General features: G+C 37.1%; 16 protein-coding genes and 1 tRNA gene. 8 read left to right on the forward strand and 9 right to left on the reverse strand.

Annotation, left to right across the window (positions count from 1 at the left end):
- Positions 1-304: 304 nt before the first annotated feature.
- On the reverse strand, positions 305-1,234 hold the full coding sequence (locus tag ACFIJ9_RS00270; protein WP_375635323.1) for a prephenate/arogenate dehydrogenase family protein: 930 nt from the start codon (positions 1,232-1,234) through the stop codon (positions 305-307).
- A gap of 1,261 nt (positions 1,235-2,495) precedes the next feature.
- Between ACFIJ9_RS00270 and ACFIJ9_RS00275 the strand changes: the two genes are divergently transcribed.
- Positions 2,496-2,642: a hypothetical protein gene (locus ACFIJ9_RS00275; protein WP_375635324.1), complete on the forward strand. Its 147-nt coding sequence runs from the start codon at positions 2,496-2,498 to the stop codon at positions 2,640-2,642.
- A gap of 375 nt (positions 2,643-3,017) precedes the next feature.
- Here the strand turns inward: ACFIJ9_RS00275 and holA are convergent, their stop codons facing one another.
- From holA to ACFIJ9_RS00295, 4 genes are read right to left on the reverse strand one after another with little or no spacing between them, the layout of a single operon-like run.
- On the reverse strand, positions 3,018-4,058 hold the full coding sequence (gene holA / locus ACFIJ9_RS00280) for a DNA polymerase III subunit delta (RefSeq protein WP_375635325.1): 1,041 nt from the start codon (positions 4,056-4,058) through the stop codon (positions 3,018-3,020).
- 4 nt (positions 4,059-4,062) lie between these two features.
- A complete protein-coding gene (locus ACFIJ9_RS00285) occupies positions 4,063-4,857 on the reverse strand; it encodes an ABC transporter ATP-binding protein (protein ID WP_015857078.1) in 795 nt (264 codons plus the stop codon).
- Positions 4,850-5,746 (reverse strand): ABC transporter permease, encoded by an 897-nt coding sequence (locus tag ACFIJ9_RS00290; protein WP_375635326.1) that lies wholly within the window; start codon positions 5,744-5,746, stop codon positions 4,850-4,852. The genes ACFIJ9_RS00285 and ACFIJ9_RS00290 overlap by 8 nt, the downstream gene beginning before the upstream one ends.
- 58 nt (positions 5,747-5,804) lie before the next feature.
- Positions 5,805-6,782 carry an ABC transporter substrate-binding protein gene (locus tag ACFIJ9_RS00295; protein ID WP_375635327.1) on the reverse strand — a complete coding sequence of 326 codons (978 nt, stop codon included), beginning with the start codon at positions 6,780-6,782 and terminating at the stop codon, positions 5,805-5,807.
- Between the two features lie 185 nt (positions 6,783-6,967).
- On the opposite strand from ACFIJ9_RS00295, the gene ACFIJ9_RS00300 reads away from it, so the two are divergent.
- Positions 6,968-7,042, forward strand: a tRNA-Gly gene (locus ACFIJ9_RS00300).
- Between the two features lie 558 nt (positions 7,043-7,600).
- Positions 7,601-8,332, forward strand: a complete 732-nt coding sequence (locus ACFIJ9_RS00305; protein ID WP_375635328.1) for a GNAT family N-acetyltransferase — start codon at positions 7,601-7,603, stop codon at positions 8,330-8,332.
- Between the two features lie 1,330 nt (positions 8,333-9,662).
- Here ACFIJ9_RS00305 and thiD read toward each other — a convergent pair.
- Positions 9,663-10,517, reverse strand: coding sequence for a bifunctional hydroxymethylpyrimidine kinase/phosphomethylpyrimidine kinase (gene thiD / locus ACFIJ9_RS00310; protein ID WP_375635329.1), 855 nt, complete (start codon positions 10,515-10,517; stop codon positions 9,663-9,665).
- A 129-nt stretch (positions 10,518-10,646) separates the two neighbouring features.
- Here thiD and ACFIJ9_RS00315 point away from each other — a divergent pair, with 129 nt between their 5' ends.
- The 3 genes from ACFIJ9_RS00315 (at position 10,647) to ACFIJ9_RS00325 (ending at position 14,720) form a co-directional block, all read left to right on the forward strand.
- On the forward strand, positions 10,647-11,444 hold the full coding sequence (locus tag ACFIJ9_RS00315) for a 1-acyl-sn-glycerol-3-phosphate acyltransferase (protein WP_015857082.1): 798 nt from the start codon (positions 10,647-10,649) through the stop codon (positions 11,442-11,444).
- Positions 11,445-12,150: 706 nt separating this feature from the next.
- Entirely contained in the window at positions 12,151-13,242 is a 1,092-nt protein-coding gene (locus ACFIJ9_RS00320) for a D-alanyl-D-alanine carboxypeptidase family protein (RefSeq protein WP_375635330.1), read from the forward strand.
- 416 nt (positions 13,243-13,658) lie between these two features.
- Entirely contained in the window at positions 13,659-14,720 is a 1,062-nt protein-coding gene (locus tag ACFIJ9_RS00325; protein ID WP_375635331.1) for a CobW family GTP-binding protein, read from the forward strand.
- An 878-nt stretch (positions 14,721-15,598) separates the two neighbouring features.
- Here the strand turns inward: ACFIJ9_RS00325 and ACFIJ9_RS00330 are convergent.
- From ACFIJ9_RS00330 to ACFIJ9_RS00340, 3 genes are all read right to left on the reverse strand, one after another.
- Positions 15,599-16,348: a L,D-transpeptidase family protein gene (locus ACFIJ9_RS00330; RefSeq protein WP_375635332.1), complete on the reverse strand. Its 750-nt coding sequence runs from the start codon at positions 16,346-16,348 to the stop codon at positions 15,599-15,601.
- Positions 16,349-16,388: 40 nt separating this feature from the next.
- On the reverse strand, positions 16,389-17,345 hold the full coding sequence (locus tag ACFIJ9_RS00335; RefSeq protein WP_375635466.1) for an acetyl-CoA carboxylase carboxyltransferase subunit alpha: 957 nt from the start codon (positions 17,343-17,345) through the stop codon (positions 16,389-16,391).
- 78 nt (positions 17,346-17,423) lie between these two features.
- Positions 17,424-18,362 carry a site-specific tyrosine recombinase XerD gene (locus ACFIJ9_RS00340; RefSeq protein WP_375635467.1) on the reverse strand — a complete coding sequence of 313 codons (939 nt, stop codon included), beginning with the start codon at positions 18,360-18,362 and terminating at the stop codon, positions 17,424-17,426.
- A 259-nt stretch (positions 18,363-18,621) separates the two neighbouring features.
- Here ACFIJ9_RS00340 and ACFIJ9_RS00345 point away from each other — a divergent pair, with 259 nt between their 5' ends.
- Together ACFIJ9_RS00345 and aroB are read left to right on the forward strand one after the other, a co-directional pair.
- Positions 18,622-19,254, forward strand: a complete 633-nt coding sequence (locus tag ACFIJ9_RS00345) for a shikimate kinase (protein WP_375635468.1) — start codon at positions 18,622-18,624, stop codon at positions 19,252-19,254.
- Positions 19,229-20,362, forward strand: a complete 1,134-nt coding sequence (aroB, locus tag ACFIJ9_RS00350; protein ID WP_375635333.1) for a 3-dehydroquinate synthase — start codon at positions 19,229-19,231, stop codon at positions 20,360-20,362. Before ACFIJ9_RS00345 ends, aroB begins: the two co-directional genes overlap by 26 nt.
- The last annotated feature ends 404 nt before the right edge of the window (positions 20,363-20,766 follow it).

Genomic DNA, 20,766 nt, shown 5'->3' on the forward strand with positions numbered 1-20,766 from the left:
ATAATCAATACGGTCAAGCCTGACTTTATACTAAAACAAAAACAACAACCCACTATATGAAATTCTACAACGACTTCATTTTTTTGTCTCTTCTATAGATCCGTAACCTCTTCTGTACATCATATGCCCTATAGATAGTTAAGCACGATAATCTTGCGCACATAAAACCTTTTGAAGTCACGGTTATCTGTATCGAAGCAATCGCCACTCTTTTTTATTGCAATCTATGACTGAATAGAGAGAAAACTTCTTATCAATTTCTAGAAAAAACCAATGAAATTCAACAAAAAACCCTTGCTTTTACTCACCCTTTTTTAGAAACACTCTGACGTCCAAAATCAGGAGCATCAATTTCTTGTCCAGCATCAATAATATTGCGACGTACAGCACGCGTACGTGTAAAAAAGTTAAACAATGTCTCACCATCTCCTAAACGAATTGCCTGCTCTAAAAAAGCAAGCCCCTCACTAAAACGGCTCAACATTTCTAAAATAGCATCCTTATTATGCAAACAAATATCGCGCCACATAACGGGATCAGAAGATGCCAAACGCGTAAAATCACGAAAACCGGAAGCAGAATAAGCAATCACTTCTGAATTTGTCACCTTTTCTAAATCACTCGCTGTCCCAACAGTATTATAAGCAATCAAATGCGGCAAATGCGAAACAATAGCCAAAACAAGATCATGATGTTTAGGTTCCATCTTTTCGACACGCGCACCACAAGCTTCCCAAAACGCTGTCAATTGTGCGACAGCAGCAGCATCACTCTCAGCAAAAGGCGTTAAAATACACCAACGATTCATAAATAAATCAGCGAAACCAGCATCCGGTCCTGAATATTCCGTTCCAGCAATAGGATGCCCTGGAATAAAATGAACCGTTTTTGGCAATAAAGGCGCCATTTCCGCAATAACCAACGCTTTCGTAGAACCAACATCACTCACAATCGCTCCAGGTTTTAAATGATCATGAATATTTTTTGCCACCTCTGCACTCGCCCCAACAGGAACAGAAACAATAACCAAATCCGCTCCTTCAACAGCTTTTGCATTATCTGTCGTATAAAAGTCCCCAAGCTCCAATTCACGCGCTCTTTTCAGGGTTTCTGAACGACGCGTTGCAATAGAAATCTGAGCCGCAAGATTTTTCTTTTTAATCACCCTTGCTAAAGAAGATCCAATCAGACCGATCCCAATGAGCGCTATTTTTTCAAATTGAATATGGGGCATCTTTCACCTTCAAAGATTCTTTGCAAATGGCAATAAAGACAATTGTAAAATCATAATTTTCCTGTCTGTTTGTTCAAGAATTATGCGTAAAACATTAAAAAACGACAACTAGAGAATAAAGAATAACGCAGTTTACCAATCATCACCTGCGCAAGCTGACAACAGATCATTTTACCTAGAAAACACATAAAAAATAAATGACGAGAAATCTAACATCACGCTCTAAAACTCCCACTTAATTACTGATCAAAGCACATCACTGAAACAAAATATAAATGCACTCTCAATTATGATAACAACGACTCTACATAAAATCTCATCAGTTTACTTTATCTTACTAATTTACTCATAAAAAAACACATCAAAAGCGTAAGCAGACACCAACTCTTTCCCAATTATCCCGATACATTTATTAATTTGTACATTAGACCTATATAAGAACGTATTACGCCTCCACCTACAACATCAACACAAGTTTTGTGAATATTGAAAACACCGTAAAACAACGCATACAAAAAATACCATTAAAAACATTTTCCTCTCCCAATTCCTGATACCGTAAATCAAACAAATACGAGAAAAACACCCCCTCTCAATAAAGAAAAAGTTTGATAACAAAAACACCAAACATCCCTTTAATGGAATCACAACCCTCACGTAAAATAGAACGCCCCAAACAGAATAGATTTGGATTACAAATTCATGCATTTGTTTTAAAAAGCATCTCGCTCCCCAGCCTATCTCACAACAGTGTTCGTAAATGTTATAACTATAAATCCATTAAGTACGAGCCTCTTTACACTTAATAAAACACTATCATTATATTTGCCTACCCCCCAATGTTGCGAAAATCCTTGGAATTTGAGAGCATTCATTGCTAAGATAATCATCCCTGTATCAAACATAAAAGTCTCCCCATAGGTACTGTCGTTTTCATCATAATCTATCTTGACTTTCTCCTCATCCCACGAAGATTCTTAATTCATACCGATCTGCAAACAATTCATTTTCTTATCTAAAAGATTCCACTGGTTCACTATTTTAAGTGATTCTATTAATCTATAATATATTGATTTATAAATATAATAATTGTTTTTCAATTTGAATCATAACTTCAAATACGGTAAAATTCTTCCATCACAAATCCTCTTATCAATTAAAATCTCTTGTCTGCACGTCACAAGAAGGCATGTGAGAAAAAAATGATGAAAAACGCTCTCTAATGCCAAAAACTGTAGCAAATTAGAGACTAGGCAAATATATGATAGTGCTCTGGCTTGCACTTTTATTAAGCGTAAAGATAGAGATGCTCTATGGATTTTATATTCTTCACGGAGAACTTTACCGTTATACCATTCACAAACGCCGTCGCGAAATAGATATGACGCGCATTGAAAAATATTTCTAAGAAAGCGTATGAATTTACCATACAAGTGTCTTCTGTTGTTTGAGATGCTCTGTTTTGCATGAGGGGTGTTACCCCAATTAAGGCGCTATGAACCAGCCTAATATTCACCACATACTCACACAAAAACACCGAATGCGTAAAATTTTACCTGAGCTCTATATCACGAACCAACAGTGTTTTACGGCACAACAAGATAATAAAACGGTGTAAAAACTGCCTTTCGAAGATAAATAATTTTTCTAAAGAAAAATTTCTATAAAACTTTCAAGCTCTTCAAAACTACAACTAACCTCTACTTGTTAACACAAAAGTTTTAATTGCTGAAAATACCTCTGTGGCGTACTAAAAATAAAAAATCATCATATTTTTAAACTGTTAAGCTGCCATCTGGCGTCGTGCAATAATTGTGAGCCCTAACAAAACTTGACGAATGATAGCTTCACCCAAAAGTGGATTTTTACGACTGTCTAAAACAGCACCCTGAATTCTTTCCATTGCGTAGGAAATCTGTTCTAACTTCCAATATTTTAAAGCTTGTTCAACTGTCTTTTTCCGTTGAAAAAAAATGGGAGGCCGTGCTTGAGAAACCACCGTAAAAGGCGATTTTCCTTCAACCTCTACCTGATAACGCAATAGCTGTAATTGCTGAAAATGCCTTTGTGCTGTACTCAAAATAAAAAAAAGCGCCCCATGCAATGCTGCATGTCGATTAAAATGCACTTCAAAGCCTGATATATCACCTAATAAAAGAGCATCTATGACTTCATCTTGAGAAAGAGCACTGACATCGCTTACAACAGCTTTCACATCTTCAAGAGTAATATGAACATTTGCAGCATAAAGACAAAGCTTTTCTAATTCACCTCGTGATACAAGGCGATCCGCCCCTAAACTTTCATGCAACCATCTACGTGCATCCAAAGAAAGAGTCTTTTTAAACTGCTCTAAAACCTCATCAATCAAACCGTCAAGAGAACGCATATCATCCGCAAAACAGGGCAAAGCCATTGCTTTTGATGACGTTTCAACAGCATTGCGCAACCCTGTTCCTTTTTTTAAGTCCCCTGATTCAATGAGAATAAAACAGGCTTCTGGTGGCTTCTCAATTAAAATTTTCAAGGCAGCAAGAAAACCTTTTTGGTTAGCAGCATTAGAGATCCATATCAAACGATCTCCCCCAAAAAGCGATAACGTACGCGCTTCATTTTCCAAACGTGCAGGATCTTTATCAATTTCAGCAGCATCCAAACGAACTGTCGAAAATGGATCTTCTATTGCTACCTGTGTAAGTTTTGCAAAACATTGTGCACGCTCACAAATAAGACCACGATCTGGCCCATAAATGAGAACAATAGGAAAAGCACGTGAAAAACGCGTTAAAAACTGATCAACTTCATGTGCTTTTTTCTGAGCCACATTATTAATCCATTAACAGTTCATCATCATCAAGAACTTCCCCGCGAACTTTCTGAAACATGCCAATTAAATCATTGACATCCAAGCCCTTACGCTCTTCATGACAGACATCCAAAATCACTTTTCCACCATGCAACATCAAGGTGCGATCGCCATAATCAAGAGCCTGACGCATAGAATGAGTCACCATGATAGTCGTTAGTTTTTTCTCTTCAACGATTTTTTCAGTCAACCGCATCACAAAATCAGCCATTCCAGGATCAAGCGCTGAGGTATGTTCATCAAGCAATAAAACATCCGCATGGGCTAATGTTGCCATCACAAGGCAAACAGCTTGGCGTTGCCCACCTGATAAACTGTCCATAGGATTATGAATATATGCTTCAAGACCAATGCCTAATTGAGCAATTTTTTCTCGAAAAAATTGCCGTTTCTCATGGTTTAAAGCCGAACGCAAACCACGACGACTTCCTCGAAGAGCAGCAAGAGCCAAATTTTCTTCAATTGTTAAAGAACCGCAACTGCCTATCAAAGAATCTTGAAAAACACAAGCAACCTTTCCAGCGCGTTCACTGACTGATTGTCTAGAAACATTTTGCCCATTGATAACCACTTTCCCTGTTGAGGGAAGCGTTGCACCTGCTAAAACACTGAGCAAGGTTGATTTACCAGCGCCATTTGAACCGATAACCGTAACAAAACTACCCTGATCAATTTTAAGGTTAATATCAATCAAAGCCTGTTTTTCCAAAGGTGTTTGCGGTTTAAATGTAACCCCAACATGAGAAAACTCAATCACGTTTACGCCTCCTCCAATAGCGTGGCACAATAAGGGTTAAAATAACCAACAGTGAAGTAATCAACTGAAGATCTGTCGACGTATCAATACCAATTCCATTTGCCTCAAATGCAAATTGCACCGCCACACGATAAAGCACAGACCCCACAATACAGCTGATTATAATCCAAAAAATATTACGCGTACGAAACAAAGTTTCACCGATAATCACAGCTGCCAATCCAAAAACAATTGTTCCAATTCCACCGGTAATATCCGTTGCAATTGCAGTTTGAATATAAAGAGAACCACCAAGTGCAACACAGGCATTTGAAAGCCCCATACCAAAATAAATTAGCGCCGACGTATGAACCCCTTGAGCTGTAGCCATCCGTGGATTAGCTCCCATTGCACGCATAGCAAGACCTATTTCACTTTCCAAAAAACGCCAAATCAAAAACGCTACAACCAGCAATACAGTACCAATGAAAAGAGGACGCACAAAAATATCAGACAAACCAAACAGATTATAAAAGGGCGTTAACGCCGTATCAGCAAGCGCTAAATTAATATTAGATCCTCCCATAATTCCCATAATACGAAGATTAACCGTATAGAGCGCTGACATTGTTAAAATGGAAGCCAAAAGATTCAAAATACCAAAACGCAAATTCAACATAGCTGTTAATAAACCAGCTACCATGCCTGCACAAAAAGCACATGCCATAGCTGTCCATGCATTAAAACCTAAAAGAATCAAGACGCCACAGACACAAGACCCAAGAAGAAATGAGCCATCAACTGTTAAATCAGGAAAGTCCAAAACGCGAAAAGAGAGATAAACCCCTATAGCCACAAACGCATAAATAAGACCCAATTCCACAGCGCCAGAAAACGCAAATATATTCATGTAAAGACAATCCCCATGAAAACTTAACGTATTTTATTGTATCAACATCCTATCAAAGTTATTGAATCACTTTTGTCGCACGATCAATAACTGCCTGCGGAATAACAATCCCCGCTTTTTCTGCTGCTTTCATATCAATTCGAATGTCATTACTAGCCGCCTGCACAACATCAATATCACCAGGCTTTTCACCCTTTAGAATACGCACAACCAATTTCCCAGCTTCAACCCCTACATCATAGAAATTTACGCCCTGCGTCATAAAAGGACCGCGTCCAATAGAATTAGAATCGACAGTAAATACAGGAACATTTGCTTCCTGTGTAACTTTTGCTGCTCCTTCTAAAACAGAAAGAACCGTATTATCAGCGGGAATAAAAATAACATCCACTTTACCAATTAAAGCCCGCGTTGCCGCCTGAACATCAGAAGGTTTTGGCGCCGATGAAGGAATGACTTCAATTCCAACTTTTTTTGCCACGTTCTTTAACACCTTAAGTGTTGAAACAGAATTTGCTTCAGAAGCATTATAAAGATAACCGAGTTTTTTCAAATCTGGTTTTACTTCTTGTAAAAGTTTAACACTTTCTGCAACATCTATACGATCAGAACTTCCCGTCATATTACCGCCAGGTTTGGTAAGCGAAGAAACGATTTTAGCTCCAATAGGATCAGAAATCGCAGCAAAGACGATAGGAATTGTTTTTGTCGCCGCAAGCATTGTTTGTGCTGAAGGCGTGGTAATCGCTACAATAACATCAGGTTTATCACCAACAAATTTACGTGCAATTTGCGTTGCTGTTGAAATATTGCCTTGCGCTGATAAAAAGGTAAGTTGAAAATTTTCACCTTGCTTATAGCCATTTTCTGCAAGAACATCTTCCACACCTTTACGAACGGTATCCGCAGCAGGATGGACCATAATCTGTGTAATTGCAACTTTAACGCGTTTAACTTGGTCATCCGCTTTTGCAACACTGTTCATCATAAAAACAGCTGCAATGATAATCCCTAATATTTTTATTCTCTTCAACATTATACTCCACCCCTCTCTATGCAAAATTAAAAAAGGAATAATCTATTACTGAAGAATCTTCTAAAATCAATCTTTATTTCAATTTATTAAAACATGTACAAAATAAATCAAACTAAAATGATATTTTTTTGTTGCAATTCGTAGAAGCCTACGCCATACAGGCAAGACATATATCGAATCGGTCAGCGGGTGTAGCTCAGGGGTAGAGCACAACCTTGCCAAGGTTGGGGTCGTGGGTTCGAATCCCATCGCCCGCTCCATTGAATTTTGTATTTATTCGCTCTTGCGTGTGTAGCTTGCCAGCGGGTTTTGTATATTTTGCCACTAGGTTTTGTGCCAATTTATTTTTTCTCAAAGAGTTTTAAGATTCGTAATTTCTTGTGAAGCATCTATTGGATTGGGGCTTAGATCATAAGATAACAATTTTTAACTTAGACGGATTTTTTCTGGAAGGTTACCGTTGTCTATTAGGTCGTTAAATCCGTGTAAAATAAGCTTGAAAAGCGAGATGGACAATTCCCATTGGTTCATGACGTTATTTGGCAACAATAACTTTATTTCTTGCAATCCCGAGAATAGTTTTTTCAGTATTCGCGGCAGATCTTTTACGACCTTGGCAGGTTATAGAGGCGTATTTAAAAGAATTTGGGATTACTTTTGAGCTAACGGATTTTCTTACAGCCCCAATATTAAAAGATTAATTAGAAATGATGAGCCATGACAAGAAAAACAAATGCTAAACAAATCAAAAATTGACTTATCATTAGAGAATAATTTTTGCTCAAAGGTACGTTTTTTTACCAAAATCATGCCCTAAAATGAAGGTTGTTGATTTTCCAAATGGAGTATCTTCTGTTAATTCAACATTTGCTTCAGACACATTCAATATTGTCTCTGCTAAAAGTTTACAAGAAATTATACCTACAAACCAAGCAAAATCCATAATCCATTCCTTTAATGCACAAAAACTACCTTTAGCTTGGTGGGTTGGACCTCATTCGTCTCATTATAAAGTTGATGAAGTTCTCTTATCTATTGGTTTAGAGCATGTTGAAACAGAGGTAGGAATGGCAGCTTTAGCACAAAATATAGACTCACATGTTACTTCTACGCCAGATAATTTCAAAATCAAGGAAGTTGAATCACTTCAAGATTTTAGAGATTACGGAAATGTTACGGCATCAATCTTCGAGCCTTTTGATGAAGAAGCGGTTATATTTTATGAAACAATAGGCCGTTGTTATAAAAAAGGTCCCGATGTAGAGATGTTCGTTGGTTACATAAATAATAATCCTGTAGCAATATGTTTTTGTATTAAAGCAGATGGAGTTGGTGGAGTGTATGATATTGTCACCAATCCAGATTTTCAGAAAAAAGGTGTTGGGACATTCATGACAAAAATTGCTATTGAGCATTTAAAAAGAAAGAAATGTCATGTTATTGGTATGCAAGCATCTCACGAGGGAATTGGCATTTATAAAAAATTGGGTTTTATAAACTTTGGTGAATTTAAAGTTTATTCCAATAAACACATGATCATTGAGCGATGAATTCTTTTCATCGATAAGCGAACTTATTATTTTCAGCAAAACTCAAATACAGAAAACCAATCTATACAACCAAGAAAGTTTAGCCAATCTTCTTTAATACTGATAGTGAAAAGTTAAAAAAGTTATTACAAATATAATTGTTTCAAATGACTCACTCAAATTTTCTTACTTTTATAATTTTCAGGATCATTGTCTTAAAAAAGATATCTATCACAGATCTAAGTTGAACAAGTGAAAATTTTATTTGATATGATCGATAATTTACTGTCTGTTACTGATAATTATAAAAAACTCGAAAAAGCAAATATTTAAAACTACAGTTATATCATAGTTTGTTAGATGGTTAGTCTGTTAGTCAATTAATAGAAAAAATCTTCGCTTTATACAATAACCAAAGGAGCTTCAAAACCCTTTTAAAGGTCCTTTATGTATATTGTTTCTTTTTTTAGATTACAGTTGATGATGAGAAATCTCTTTAAAATAAACATGTTAATTAATAATATAAGTGCACTCTACTTGAAGCATACTATTTTATATGAGGAACAAAACTTCAATCAACGTAAAATAAGGTGTTGAACAGTCATAGTGCACAATAAAATCAAATCATTTTAAATACTTAATGGTGAAATCCATTAAATGACAGAATAAAAATTCAAGTTTGAAAAGATTAAACCACACGCTACAAGTCTATTGAAACTCCGATTGTGCGATCGACTACCTTCTCGCTAAAACTTAATCACTATAAATATAAAAACCTTAAAGCCGCTCTAAATCCATAAAAGTTTCTAGATCTTGCTGTATTAAATGTTGAAACTCCTCACGGCTGCTCATCTGAAACGCCAACAATTCCATAAAGCAGTTCCATAAAAAGAGGATAATGACGTTACGTATCAATTGCCATTTAGAAAACCCTACCCATGCCGACAAAAAATTCTGTAAATATTAGATATATTCAATAATTTTTATAACGACTTCGGCTCATCCTGTTTTGCCACCAATGTAAGAAACAGCAAATATGGCGGGATCAGCCAGCTTTAATATCGCCTTGTAAAAGGTCTTTCCCTCTACTCTTTTTGCTATCAAATCCTGATTTTACAATTCCTTGCTCTCTTTTTATACTCAAAATTGCCTCTGAAACAGGATAGATTAATCGTAAAAAATATATAAAAGAAATAGATTATAACATTTTTTTCTCATTCTTCTTAATACAAAATAACTGTTAATCTACAATGCGCTAACACTTATCAGTCATAAGTCCAAAACAGCATATACAGCATATAATGACGAAACAAATTCATAGAGTGAAGATTTTTCACAATCAATTATTGTATTAATCTTTCCATAATGCATAAAAATGATGAAGCGGCCCTCGCCCTTTCCCTACTTTTAAAGCATTTGAGGCAGTTAAAGCGCCATGCAAATAATCTTTTGCTTGTTTAACAGCGCAATCCAAAGGTTGGGTAGGTAACAGAGCTGCAATGGCGGCAGAAATGGTACACCCTGTCCCATGATCATGAGTGGTTGAAAGACGAGAAGCTTCAAGTATAACAAGGTTTTCACAATCACAATAAAGATCTGGACTAGAATAATCGTAATTTTCTGTACTATTCTTGGTAAGCGTATTCAAATGTCCCCCTTTTAACAAAACTGCATGACACCCTAGCGCCAAGAGTCGTGGAGCATATTGATACATAGTCTCTAAAGACCATTGCACTTCACCTCCCAATAACAGTGCAGCTTCAGGCAAATTTGGCGTGATCAAAGTTGACATCGGCACAAGAACATCACGCATAATTTCAATTGCATCAGACTTTAAAAGAACATCACCACTTTTTGCAACCATAACCGGATCAAAAACAATAAAACGTGCTTTATGATAAGCAAGACGTTCTGCAATAACCTGTGCAATCTGAGCATTTGCAACCATACCAATTTTAACGGCATCAACATGGATATCCTCAAAAACAGAATCAATTTGATCTGCAACAAAAGAAGCATCTAATGCCTGAAAAGAACGCACACCCTGAGTATTTTGTGCAACAACAGCTGTAACCACACTCATACCATAAGTTTTCATAGCTGAAAAAACCTTCAAATCCGCCTGCATTCCAGCGCCACCAGAAGGATCTGTTCCCGCAATAGATAAAATCCGTGGAATAAAAAGTTTATCTTTTTGTAATTCCATCAACCTCTTTCCTTCTGTTTTTAAATATCGGAAAATGAGTTACCGAAAAAATAGATGCTTGAAAAAACATAAAGAAGATGTTTTCTCATGTGAATTATATTATATACGAAGTCTTCTTATAGATATAAAATGGAAAATGTAGTGCTTATCCTTCGTTCTATTCTTTTTACGTTCGCTTTTTATACAACAACTTTCATACAAATGATCCTTTACGCTCCCGTTTATTTTTTAATGCCCCGCAAAAAGGCATGGATTGTCCCTAAAACATGGGCGCGCGTTACACTCTTTTTGCAAAAATACATCGCAGGTACAAGTTATGAGATTGAAGGTTTAGAAAATCTTCCCAAAGGAGCTTATATCATTGCTCCAAAGCATCAATCGGCTTGGGAAACTTTCAGTCTTGTTCCCTATTTAGATGATCCTACTCTCATTTTAAAACGTGAATTGATGTGGATTCCATTGTTTGGCTGGTATATGGCAAAAACACAAATTATCCCCATTAACCGTACAACGCCCATCAAAGCCTTAAAAATGGTTATACAAAAGGCAAAAGAGAAAGTAAAACAAGGGCGCCAAATCTTGATTTTTCCCGAAGGAACACGCCGACAACCCGGTCAAGAACCAGATTATAAGTCAGGAATTGTCGCGCTCTATAATGAATTAGGGCTTCAAGTTGTGCCTATTGCACACAATGCGGGTTTATATTGGCCACGCAATAATTTTCGCCGCTATCCCGGAACAATTCGTGTCCGTATTCTTCCCCCGATAGAAGCTGGTTTAAGCAAACGTGATTTTCTAGATCAACTTGTCCAAAAAACTGAAAAAGCATGTGATGAACTGCTTCTCTTAGCAGCTCAAGATCCTACCCCTCCTCCTATGCCACCATACGCTGTTCAGAAACTTCAAAAACTAAATCATTCATCATGAAACAATGTATTGATTGATCAGAATAATGCATCACTTTGTATATTGAGAAGAGTATATGGAACAAAAATATAAGAAAGATACTTCAAACTTTCTAATTCAAAATTATAAAACACATGTACATTATAAGAAATGACCAATGTATGAATTTTTTTTGAGAAAGAATTCTTCCTCTCTTTAAAATCGTTTAAATAACATACATAATATTGATTTATAAGGATATTTTATCGTTATTCAACTTGAATGAGACCTCGAAATACCGTAAGATTCTCTCATTTCAAATCTATTCCATATTGAATCAATTAGAATCATTTGCTTGCACATTACAAGCAGGGATATCTGTGTGAATAAAACGATACAAGAAAAGATTAAATGCTTTTTACGACCCCTCTCAAGTGCCAAGGGCTGTCCTAACAGGAGGACAAGAAAAATGTATGATTATGCCGATTCGTTCCTTCCTAAGAAACATCAATCCCCCAAGAACCTGAAATCTTGTACAATCTTCATTATTTAAAAAGTATTTCTTAAGATACTGTAAGTCATCAAACCAAATTCAAGGGGAAAATAAAAATGAGTATTGGTTTTTATCTCCGAGACACAACGGATACAGCAATTAACCATCTTTCCTTCCTAACCTAGACTTAAAAGCTTTGTGTGCTACATTAAAACAATTCTAAATAACGAATAAGAAGGAACTCGATTTAAATTAATGCAACGTCTCTTCTATAATTTATTTTTTTCTGTGATTTTGAGTTTATTCAGCGCTGTTGCTCTAGCGCAGCCTTTTATTTCTGTTGATGTTACAACGGGGCATATCTTAAAACATAATCAAGCTTTTGAGCGTTGGTACCCTGCTTCCTTGACAAAATTAATGACCGCTTATGTTATTTTTCGTGCCATGAGCCGAGGGGAAATTTCACCAGACAAACATATCACCATCAGCGAATACGCCGCAAAAGCTCCCTCATATCGTTCAGGCTATAAAGCTGGTTCTGTACTCACACTTGATACAGCCTTAAGTATCACCATGGTTAAATCTACCAATGATTTAGCCATTGCCATGAGTGAAGCTGTTGCAGGTTCACAGAAAAATTTTGTACGTAAAATGAATAGCGAAGCTAAACGTTTAGGCATGTTTGGAACGCATTTTGCGAACGCAAGTGGTTTACCAGACCCTCAAAACTACTCCACAGCGCGCGATATTGCTCTTTTAGCCGTTCAAATACGTCGAGAATTTCCACAATATGCTCATTATTTTTCTATTCCAGCCATTGATTTTGGTAACAATCGAAAAGTCCAGCATAACTCAAACAACCTCATTGGCCGTTTTTATGGAATAGACGGTATGAAAACAGGCTTTATTTGTGCCTCGGGTTTTAATCTTGTTGCCTCAGCCACACGCAATAAACGTACAATTATTACTGTCATTCTAGGTGCTAACAACATAACTGAAAGAGAAGAAAAAGCTGCACAACTTCTTGAAACAGGATTTTTGCACCAAGGAAGACCCCAATTAACACTAGCAACATTAAAACCTTATGGGAGAAATATAACACAAGCCAACAATATGAGACAACAAACATGCACACCTGAAGCCATAAAAATGCATGCAAATTCATATGATGATCAAGGAAATATTATTCTCACCTCACCTTTTATCACTGCTCCACCTCCTTTTTCTCATCCTTTACCAGTACATCTCATTCGTACGCCAAAAACACCTAAAATAACAGTAAAGCCACTAAGAAAGCCCTATAGTTCGTATAAAAGACGCGCAAACCATTCTATAAAAAAGCCATAAATCATAATCTACGATTAATTATAATACTTTGATTTATAATGATAATTAATTATTTTGTATCTTATGTTAGAACCACAAATGTTGTAAGATTCTCTCATTTCAAATCTGTATTTGTTGAATCAATAAAAACCAGTCTCTTGCACATCACGAGGTAGATGAACATGTAGATAAAATAATTAAAACAAGGAATAAAAATTCCTCCTATAAATTCTTTCAAGAACCAAGAATTATCATAACATTGACGCTAAAAAAGTGTATGATATACCCTGCATACACCTACCTTTATAAGCGTAAAGATAGTGGTACAATGGATTTCATAGGGTGTTAACCATTATATCCCTCACGGACACCATTATAAATTGGTTAGACGTACGGAAATATGTTTTTTTAAAACAAAACCACGGTTGATGATTAACATGAAAATAAAGCGCATCCCTCTCACGCTTATTACTGGTTTTTTAGGCTCTGGCAAAACAACTTTGCTCAACCGTATGCTACAAGACCCTATTTTAACAGAATGTGCTGTTATCATCAATGAATTCGGCGAAATCAGTATTGATCACCTTCTAGTTGAAAAAACGACAGAAGGAATTATTGAGCTTGCCAATGGTTGCTTATGCTGCAATTTACGCAGTGATCTCATCGATACATTAATTGATTTAATAAATCGCGTTCAAACAGGACAGATCAAACAACTCAATCATATTATCATTGAAACCACAGGGATGGCTGATCCCGCCCCTATTTTACAAATACTTTTAAGCCACCCGTTATTTATTCAAACATTATCCATAAATGCTGTTCTTGCAACATTTGATACATTAAGCACACTTTCCATATGTGAGCGCTACCCTGAAATATATAAACAATTAATATTTGCTGATAAAATTATTCTCACCAAAACAGATCTTAGAGACCCACAAACGCTTTCAGATACGCTCCTTAACACACTTAAAACGATTAATCCTACAGCACAAATCATTGACGCCCATTCTGAAGATTTTTGTTCAAATCTGTTAATAAATAACACATTATGGGATGAAAAAGTAGAAAATACAAAACTTAAACAAAATCTTACGACTACCCCACATGATCATACCCCCCATAAAACCATTCGTACCTTTTCACTCAACTGTGAGGGTCCTGTTGATTACGCCACAATTGAAGCTTTTTTAGATCTCCTACAAGAGCGTTATGGTACAAAACTATTACGTATTAAAGCAATTATCGCACTGCATGATGACCCTTATCGCCCACTTGTATTACATGGCGTACAAACATTTTTTCATCCTCCCATAAGATTGCCAGCATGGCCAAAAGGAATAAAACAAACACGTTTTGTCATCATTGCCGATGGTGTTGAAAAAGAAGCAATACAAAAGCTCCTCAATGCTTTCTTTAATAAACCAGCAATAGATACTGCAGACAAAACAGCTCTCTTAGAAAATCCTCTGATCATTCCAGGAATAAAATTTTAATTTTTTCTCACCCTCAATGATATAACATTAAATTCATTGGCACCACCATCTTTATGCTTTTAAAGGAGCAAACTGATAGCCTCATACTCTTGCCAGTTAAAAATGTTTTAGAAAACTTGGCACTTTAGAGTACTCATGAAAACTATCTGTGCTCTTTTCTTTAAGAGTTTTATTCACATGCTAATCCAATTTTATGGTGTGCAAAAAATGGTTTCGATTGATTCATTATAAACAGATTTTAAGATAAAAGGATCTTATGATATTGAGTCCCTCAATTCAAACTAAAAATAATAAACTGTCATTGTAAATCAAATTGTTATGATAAAAATTTTAATATCCATAAATCTGTAATCAGATTGTTTTCTCTCTAAATGCACTTCATCTGCGAACCACTTCATGCGATTCATTTCACAGACCGATTGGACAAATTCTTGGTTCTAAAATATTCTGCTCAACTCTATATTTACTCCAGCTAAGTGAAATCAAAATCCCTGTTAAGAAAAAAACAAAATCAGACAGAGGCAATATCGCATTTTAAAATGTGTGAATGTATCTTATATAATAGCACGACAAGATAATATTTTACAGCATGAAAGAATAAAACTCTTTGAAAGAAATAAAAAGAGAAGTACATTTTATATTAACTTACTCTTCACTAAAAATGAAGATTGACCGATGTGCAAACAATCCAACTTCTTTGAGAAAATTCCTCTTGGCTTCCCACTTCATCTGATTTACTTACATAAGACTCTATGAAAAAACTCTAGGCTTTAAAAGACTGACTACTCACTTAAACACCTTATGCGTAAAGTTTTTGCATATCCTGTATCGCCATTTATAAGTGATAGTGTCTACGGTCCATCAGGATACAATAACACTCACTGCAATAGAGAAACTGAAGTTTTATCAATATCGCGATTAAAAACGTAACGTTTTCCATAAACTTCAACAGTTGGAGGCTGACGATTTTTTTCAAAAAAATCATAACCTTTCTTAAGCATAACCCAGAATTGATAATGAGGATCATTGCTATGACGTAACATATTATCCTCGGTCATGCGGAAAGGAAAGGCCTGCAACTGAAACTCTCTTTGTCCTCCTTTAAAAGCATCCCGTGCAAACGCATAAATTTGAGCCATGTTCTTATCACTCATAGAATAACAACCTGCGGAAAAGCAAGAACCGTGCACCATAAGATTGCTTCCTGTACGACCATTTTCCTGATCATAAAGGTTAGGAAATCCTATATTAAAAGAAAGATAATATTTTGAATAAGGATTCATTTGGTTTGCGCTAATAGTATAAAAACCCTCTGGTGTCTGAAGATCCCCTTCTTTATATTTAGGTCCAAGCTTACCAGACCATTTGCAAATGCCATAGCGAGCAACCAAGATAAAAAGCCCTGAACGAGATTGCTTCCAAACTTCAGCAAGATTTTCTTCCTTGAAAAATCGCATTACAATTGGTGCATAAGGATCAATATCGTACAAAGCCATTCTGTTCTGGATTTCTTGTGGCAACGGCTGCTCAACTTTGGCACGAATAGAAGCTGGCAATCTTCCCCCACATGCCGCTAATATTCCCATTACAAACAACACACACACAGCGAGGAATCTGCTAAATGTCATCGAATAAAACTCCAATCCAACACCCCTCACAAAAAATAACCTATGTTAGAGATCGACCAATTTGAAGGTATTTTTCCCTTCGCTCTTGTTTAAGAGCTTCACCATCTTTTCCAGCCATAACTTTTAAAGCCTCCGAAATAACATCACCCGTTGCATCAATGACAATCTCTTTGCCACGATGCGCTCCCCCTAAAGGTTCCGAAATAATGCCATCAATAATCTTTAAGCGATATAAATCTTGAGCGGTAATACGCATATTCATTGCAGCATCTTTTGCACGAGCTGGATCACGCCATAAAATAGAAGCTGCTCCTTCTGGTGAAATAACAGAGTAAATTGCGTGCTCCAACATATAAACTTTGTTGGCAGCCGCGATTGCTATCGCCCCTCCAGAACCGCCTTCTCCAATAACAACGGAAACCACAGGAACTTTCAAACGCAAAGTTGCAGCTGTTGATTGAGCAATTGCTTCCGCTTGCCCACGTTCTTCAGCACTCACACCAGGATAAGCACCTGCTGTATCAATAAAAGTGAGAAGTGGCAAACCAAAGCGGTCAGCCATTTCCATAATACGTACAGCTTTACGATAGCCTTCTGGACGTGCAGAACCAAAATTATAACGCAAACGTGTTTGCGTATCGTGACCTTTCTCTTGACCGATATAAGCAACTGCTTCTCCCCTAAAGCGTGCAAACCCAGCTTGAATAGCCTCATCTTCAGCAAACTTGCGATCTCCTGCCAAAGGTGTAACATCATTCAATAAGCGTTTAGAATAGTCCATAAAATGGGGACGATCAGGATGACGAGCGACTTGTGTTTTTTGCCACGGCGATAATTTTTTATAAATATCGCGCAACGCTGTTTGGGAACGCGTTTCAAGACGAGCAATCTCGTCACTCATATCAAGACTGCCTTTTTCCTGAGAAATTTTTTTTAATTCAAGAATTTTCCCATCAAGATCAGCAACTGGTTTTTCAAAATCAAGATAATTATACATTTGTACCAACTCATTCAGTGTCACTTATACACTTATAATTTGCTTTATAAAGTCTTTTTCAAAAACATCACCTTTTCTTTAACGAGCCTTTTGCTCATCGGCAAGTGGATGATGCTCATTAACTAAACGATAAAGTCCCTCTTCCAACACATGGGTATAAATCTGAGTGGTAGCAATATCAGAGTGACCTAACAAATGTTGAACGGCACGCAAATCAGCACCATTTTGCAAAAGATGGCTAGCAAAAGCATGGCGCAACACATGGGGAGAAAAGTGTTTACTTTCAATTCCTGCCCTTGTGGCGAGATTTTTCAACTCCCGTGCAACAACTTGACGCGCAATATACCCTGTTTCTGAATGCGCTGGAAAAAGATAAGAACTTGCGGCATCCTTTCCCTGATCACGCAAATTTAACCACTGCAAAAGAACTTGATATGCTTTTTTTGATAACAGCACCATTCGTTCTTTTTTGCCTTTACCACGAACCAAAATGCTGTATGCTTTCCCCCGAACAGCCTGCACAGGCAGACTCACCAATTCACTAATGCGTAATCCTGTTGCATAAAGCATTTCACTCAATAGCTGAAGACGCAATGCACGCAGATAATCCTTAGATCCATAATGAGCTTGATTAACTTCTAACTGTGCTAAATCAAGCAATTTTATCACTGCATCTTCACTCATGATTTTTGGCAAAGGACGCCCTTGGCGAGGCGCGTCAATATCATGAGAGGGATCATCTGCTCTCAACCCTTCAGCATAAAGGAATTGATAAAACTGACGCAAAGTCGATAAACGGCGCGCTTGCGACGATGCCGCAAAACCAAAAGTATGCATAAGCGATAAAAGAGTAATTAAATCTTCTTTTTTTGCTGAAAAAAGCGAAACAGAGTGTGAAGACAATTCGTCTTGTGCCCACTGCAAATCATGCTGATAAGCCGCAAGCGTATGAGGTGAAGCCCCCCTCTCCGCGCTCATCATCTCAAGAAAATGATCTATCACAGCACCACTTTTCATTTCATTGATTCGCTTCCGTAGAAAGATTCCATGAATCCAAGGGGACATCAATGTACATATCCACAGTTACTGGTTCAACCCAAACCACAAGAGCACCCATTATAATGAAAAGAACAGAAAGCAAAATGAAAAGAATCATCAAAAATCTGGTCAATGTTGGCATAAGATAATAACCTACCAAAAATATTCTATCTCGTATTATGCCTCACAAAGATTAACAGGAATTGACTTTAAGATGGATAAATGCCGAAATAAAGTTATGAAAAGCAATCGACCAAAACGCGTCCCCATAACACAAATAAAGAATCAGCTCTTATCGTCCCTTGATAAAAGAGTACTTGTCCTTGTTGGTCTTATGGGGGCAGGAAAATCAGTGATCGGAAAACGCGTCGCCACCATGCTCCGTTTACCCTTTTATGATTCTGACCAAGAAATTGAAAAAGCTGCGCAAATGACAATCACTGAACTCTTTGAAATTTATGGTGAATCAGAATTTCGTGCTCTTGAACAGCGTGTTATTCTAAACCTCATAAAAAAAAGTCCCCTTGTTTTAGCAACAGGTGGTGGTGCCTACATAAATGAAAATATCCGAAAAGCCATTCACCAAAATGGTATATCCATATGGCTAAAAGTCGATCTTGATATCCTCATGAAACGTGTCTCAAAACACCCAGCACGCCCCCTGCTTCAAACAGCTAATCCTAAAGAAACCATGCAAAAACTCATGGAACAGCGTTATCCTATCTATGCAAAGTCAAACTTAACAATTAACAGTCATAAAGAAAGCCGTCATACCGTAGCACAAAATGTTATACGATCTGTACAGCACTACCTATACACAGAAATTAACAATAGGGACAACCAGCATGCAAACAAAGACCGTCACTGTTAAACTGGACAAACACTGTTACGATATCATCATTGGTCCGAATCTGATTGCACAAGCTGCTTCACAGATTAAACATGCTCTTAACAAAAAAGATCCTCATCCAACGCGCTTGGCACTTGTTACAGATACAAATGTTGCTTCTCTTCATTTGGAAATATTACAAGCAGAGTTAATAAAAAATAAAATTCATACTGTTCCTATTATTGTAGAAGCAGGAGAACAATCAAAATCATTTTCAACCCTGCAAATTGTCATCGGTCAAATTCTTGCTGCGCGTTTAGAAAGAGGCGATTGTGTTATTGCTTTTGGTGGTGGTGTCATTGGCGATCTAGCAGGATTTGCGGCAAGTATAATCCGCCGTGGTATGAACTTCATTCAAATGCCCACAACGCTTCTTGCACAAATTGATTCCTCCGTTGGTGGAAAAACTGGAATCAATAGCCAATATGGTAAAAATCTTATTGGTACTTTTTATCAACCGCAATGCGTTATTGCTGACACATGTCTTCTTGATACCCTACCACCGCGCGAATTTCGTGCTGGTTACGCAGAAATGGTTAAATATGGATTCATTAACCAGCCTGATTTTTTTGAGTGGCTTGAAAAAAATGGGAAAGAAATTTTTTCCAATGGCCCAATACGAACAGAAGCTATTGTCCGCTCATGCCAATTTAAAGCTGCCATTGTAGCACGTGACGAACACGAAGCAGGAGAGCGCGCGCTCTTAAATCTCGGCCATACATTTGGACACATGCTTGAAACAGCAACCGCCTATGACTCAGACCGCTTAATCCATGGCGAAGCTGTAGCAATTGGAATGATTCTAGCGCATCAATTCTCTGCTCAACTAAATTTGATAAGTCCCACACTTACACAACGTATTGAAGCACACTTCAAATCTATAGGGTTGCCTACACAATTAAAGGATATCCCAGGGAAGTTACCAGATTCTGACACTTTAATGACTCTCATTGCCCAAGATAAAAAAGTTTCGCAAAACAATTTGACCTTCATCTTAACACGCGGACTTGGTCAATCATTTATTGCAAAAAATGTCTCTCCGGAAGCAGTTTTGACTTTTCTGGAACAAAAATTAGCAGAAATTCGTTAATTCATATTGAATATAATTGATTCGTTTTTATACTTCTATTAAAGGAATAAGTATGATGATGTCTGCGTAGCTCAGTAGGATAGAGCACAGGATTCCTAAAGAAATTGGGCGCTTTAAGGAGAAATCCTCAAAGTGGATCTGCTCAAATTCGGGGAAAGCTTCATGGGAGACTATATGCCAATGCCAATCCCGAGCCAAGTCTCTCCTCAAATGAGAGAAAGGTGTAGAGACTGAACGGGCAGCACCTAAAGAGCTAAAAGCTTCAAGGTGAAGAGACAGTCCAGACCACAAACAGCCATGAAAAGCTGGCGGTGAAAATCGAAGTGGTATGAATCCTGGGGTCGCAGGTTCGAATCCTGCCGTAGACACCATTGTATCAATCAAATTATTCTTTGTGAACAATA

Source organism: Bartonella sp. MR90HLJMH (assembly GCF_042194115.1).
Classification (GTDB): Bacteria; Pseudomonadota; Alphaproteobacteria; order Rhizobiales; family Rhizobiaceae; genus Bartonella; species Bartonella grahamii.

Bases quoted from the DNA above. Each gene is read 5' to 3' on its own strand.
- ACFIJ9_RS00270 (WP_375635323.1), bottom strand. From the start codon at position 1,234: ATGCCCCATATTCAATTTGAAAAAATAGCGCTCATTGGGATCGGTCTG.
- ACFIJ9_RS00275 (WP_375635324.1), top strand. From the start codon at position 2,496: ATGATAGTGCTCTGGCTTGCACTTTTATTAAGCGTAAAGATAGAGATG.
- ACFIJ9_RS00290 (WP_375635326.1), bottom strand. From the start codon at position 5,746: ATGAATATATTTGCGTTTTCTGGCGCTGTGGAATTGGGTCTTATTTAT.
- ACFIJ9_RS00295 (WP_375635327.1), bottom strand. From the start codon at position 6,782: ATGTTGAAGAGAATAAAAATATTAGGGATTATCATTGCAGCTGTTTTT.
- ACFIJ9_RS00305 (WP_375635328.1), top strand. From the start codon at position 7,601: ATGAAGGTTGTTGATTTTCCAAATGGAGTATCTTCTGTTAATTCAACA.
- thiD (WP_375635329.1), bottom strand. From the start codon at position 10,517: ATGGAATTACAAAAAGATAAACTTTTTATTCCACGGATTTTATCTATT.
- ACFIJ9_RS00315 (WP_015857082.1), top strand. From the start codon at position 10,647: ATGGAAAATGTAGTGCTTATCCTTCGTTCTATTCTTTTTACGTTCGCT.
- ACFIJ9_RS00320 (WP_375635330.1), top strand. From the start codon at position 12,151: ATGCAACGTCTCTTCTATAATTTATTTTTTTCTGTGATTTTGAGTTTA.
- ACFIJ9_RS00325 (WP_375635331.1), top strand. From the start codon at position 13,659: ATGAAAATAAAGCGCATCCCTCTCACGCTTATTACTGGTTTTTTAGGC.
- ACFIJ9_RS00330 (WP_375635332.1), bottom strand. From the start codon at position 16,348: ATGACATTTAGCAGATTCCTCGCTGTGTGTGTGTTGTTTGTAATGGGA.
- ACFIJ9_RS00335 (WP_375635466.1), bottom strand. From the start codon at position 17,345: ATGTATAATTATCTTGATTTTGAAAAACCAGTTGCTGATCTTGATGGG.
- ACFIJ9_RS00340 (WP_375635467.1), bottom strand. From the start codon at position 18,362: ATGAAAAGTGGTGCTGTGATAGATCATTTTCTTGAGATGATGAGCGCG.
- ACFIJ9_RS00345 (WP_375635468.1), top strand. From the start codon at position 18,622: ATGAAAAGCAATCGACCAAAACGCGTCCCCATAACACAAATAAAGAAT.
- aroB (WP_375635333.1), top strand. From the start codon at position 19,229: ATGCAAACAAAGACCGTCACTGTTAAACTGGACAAACACTGTTACGAT.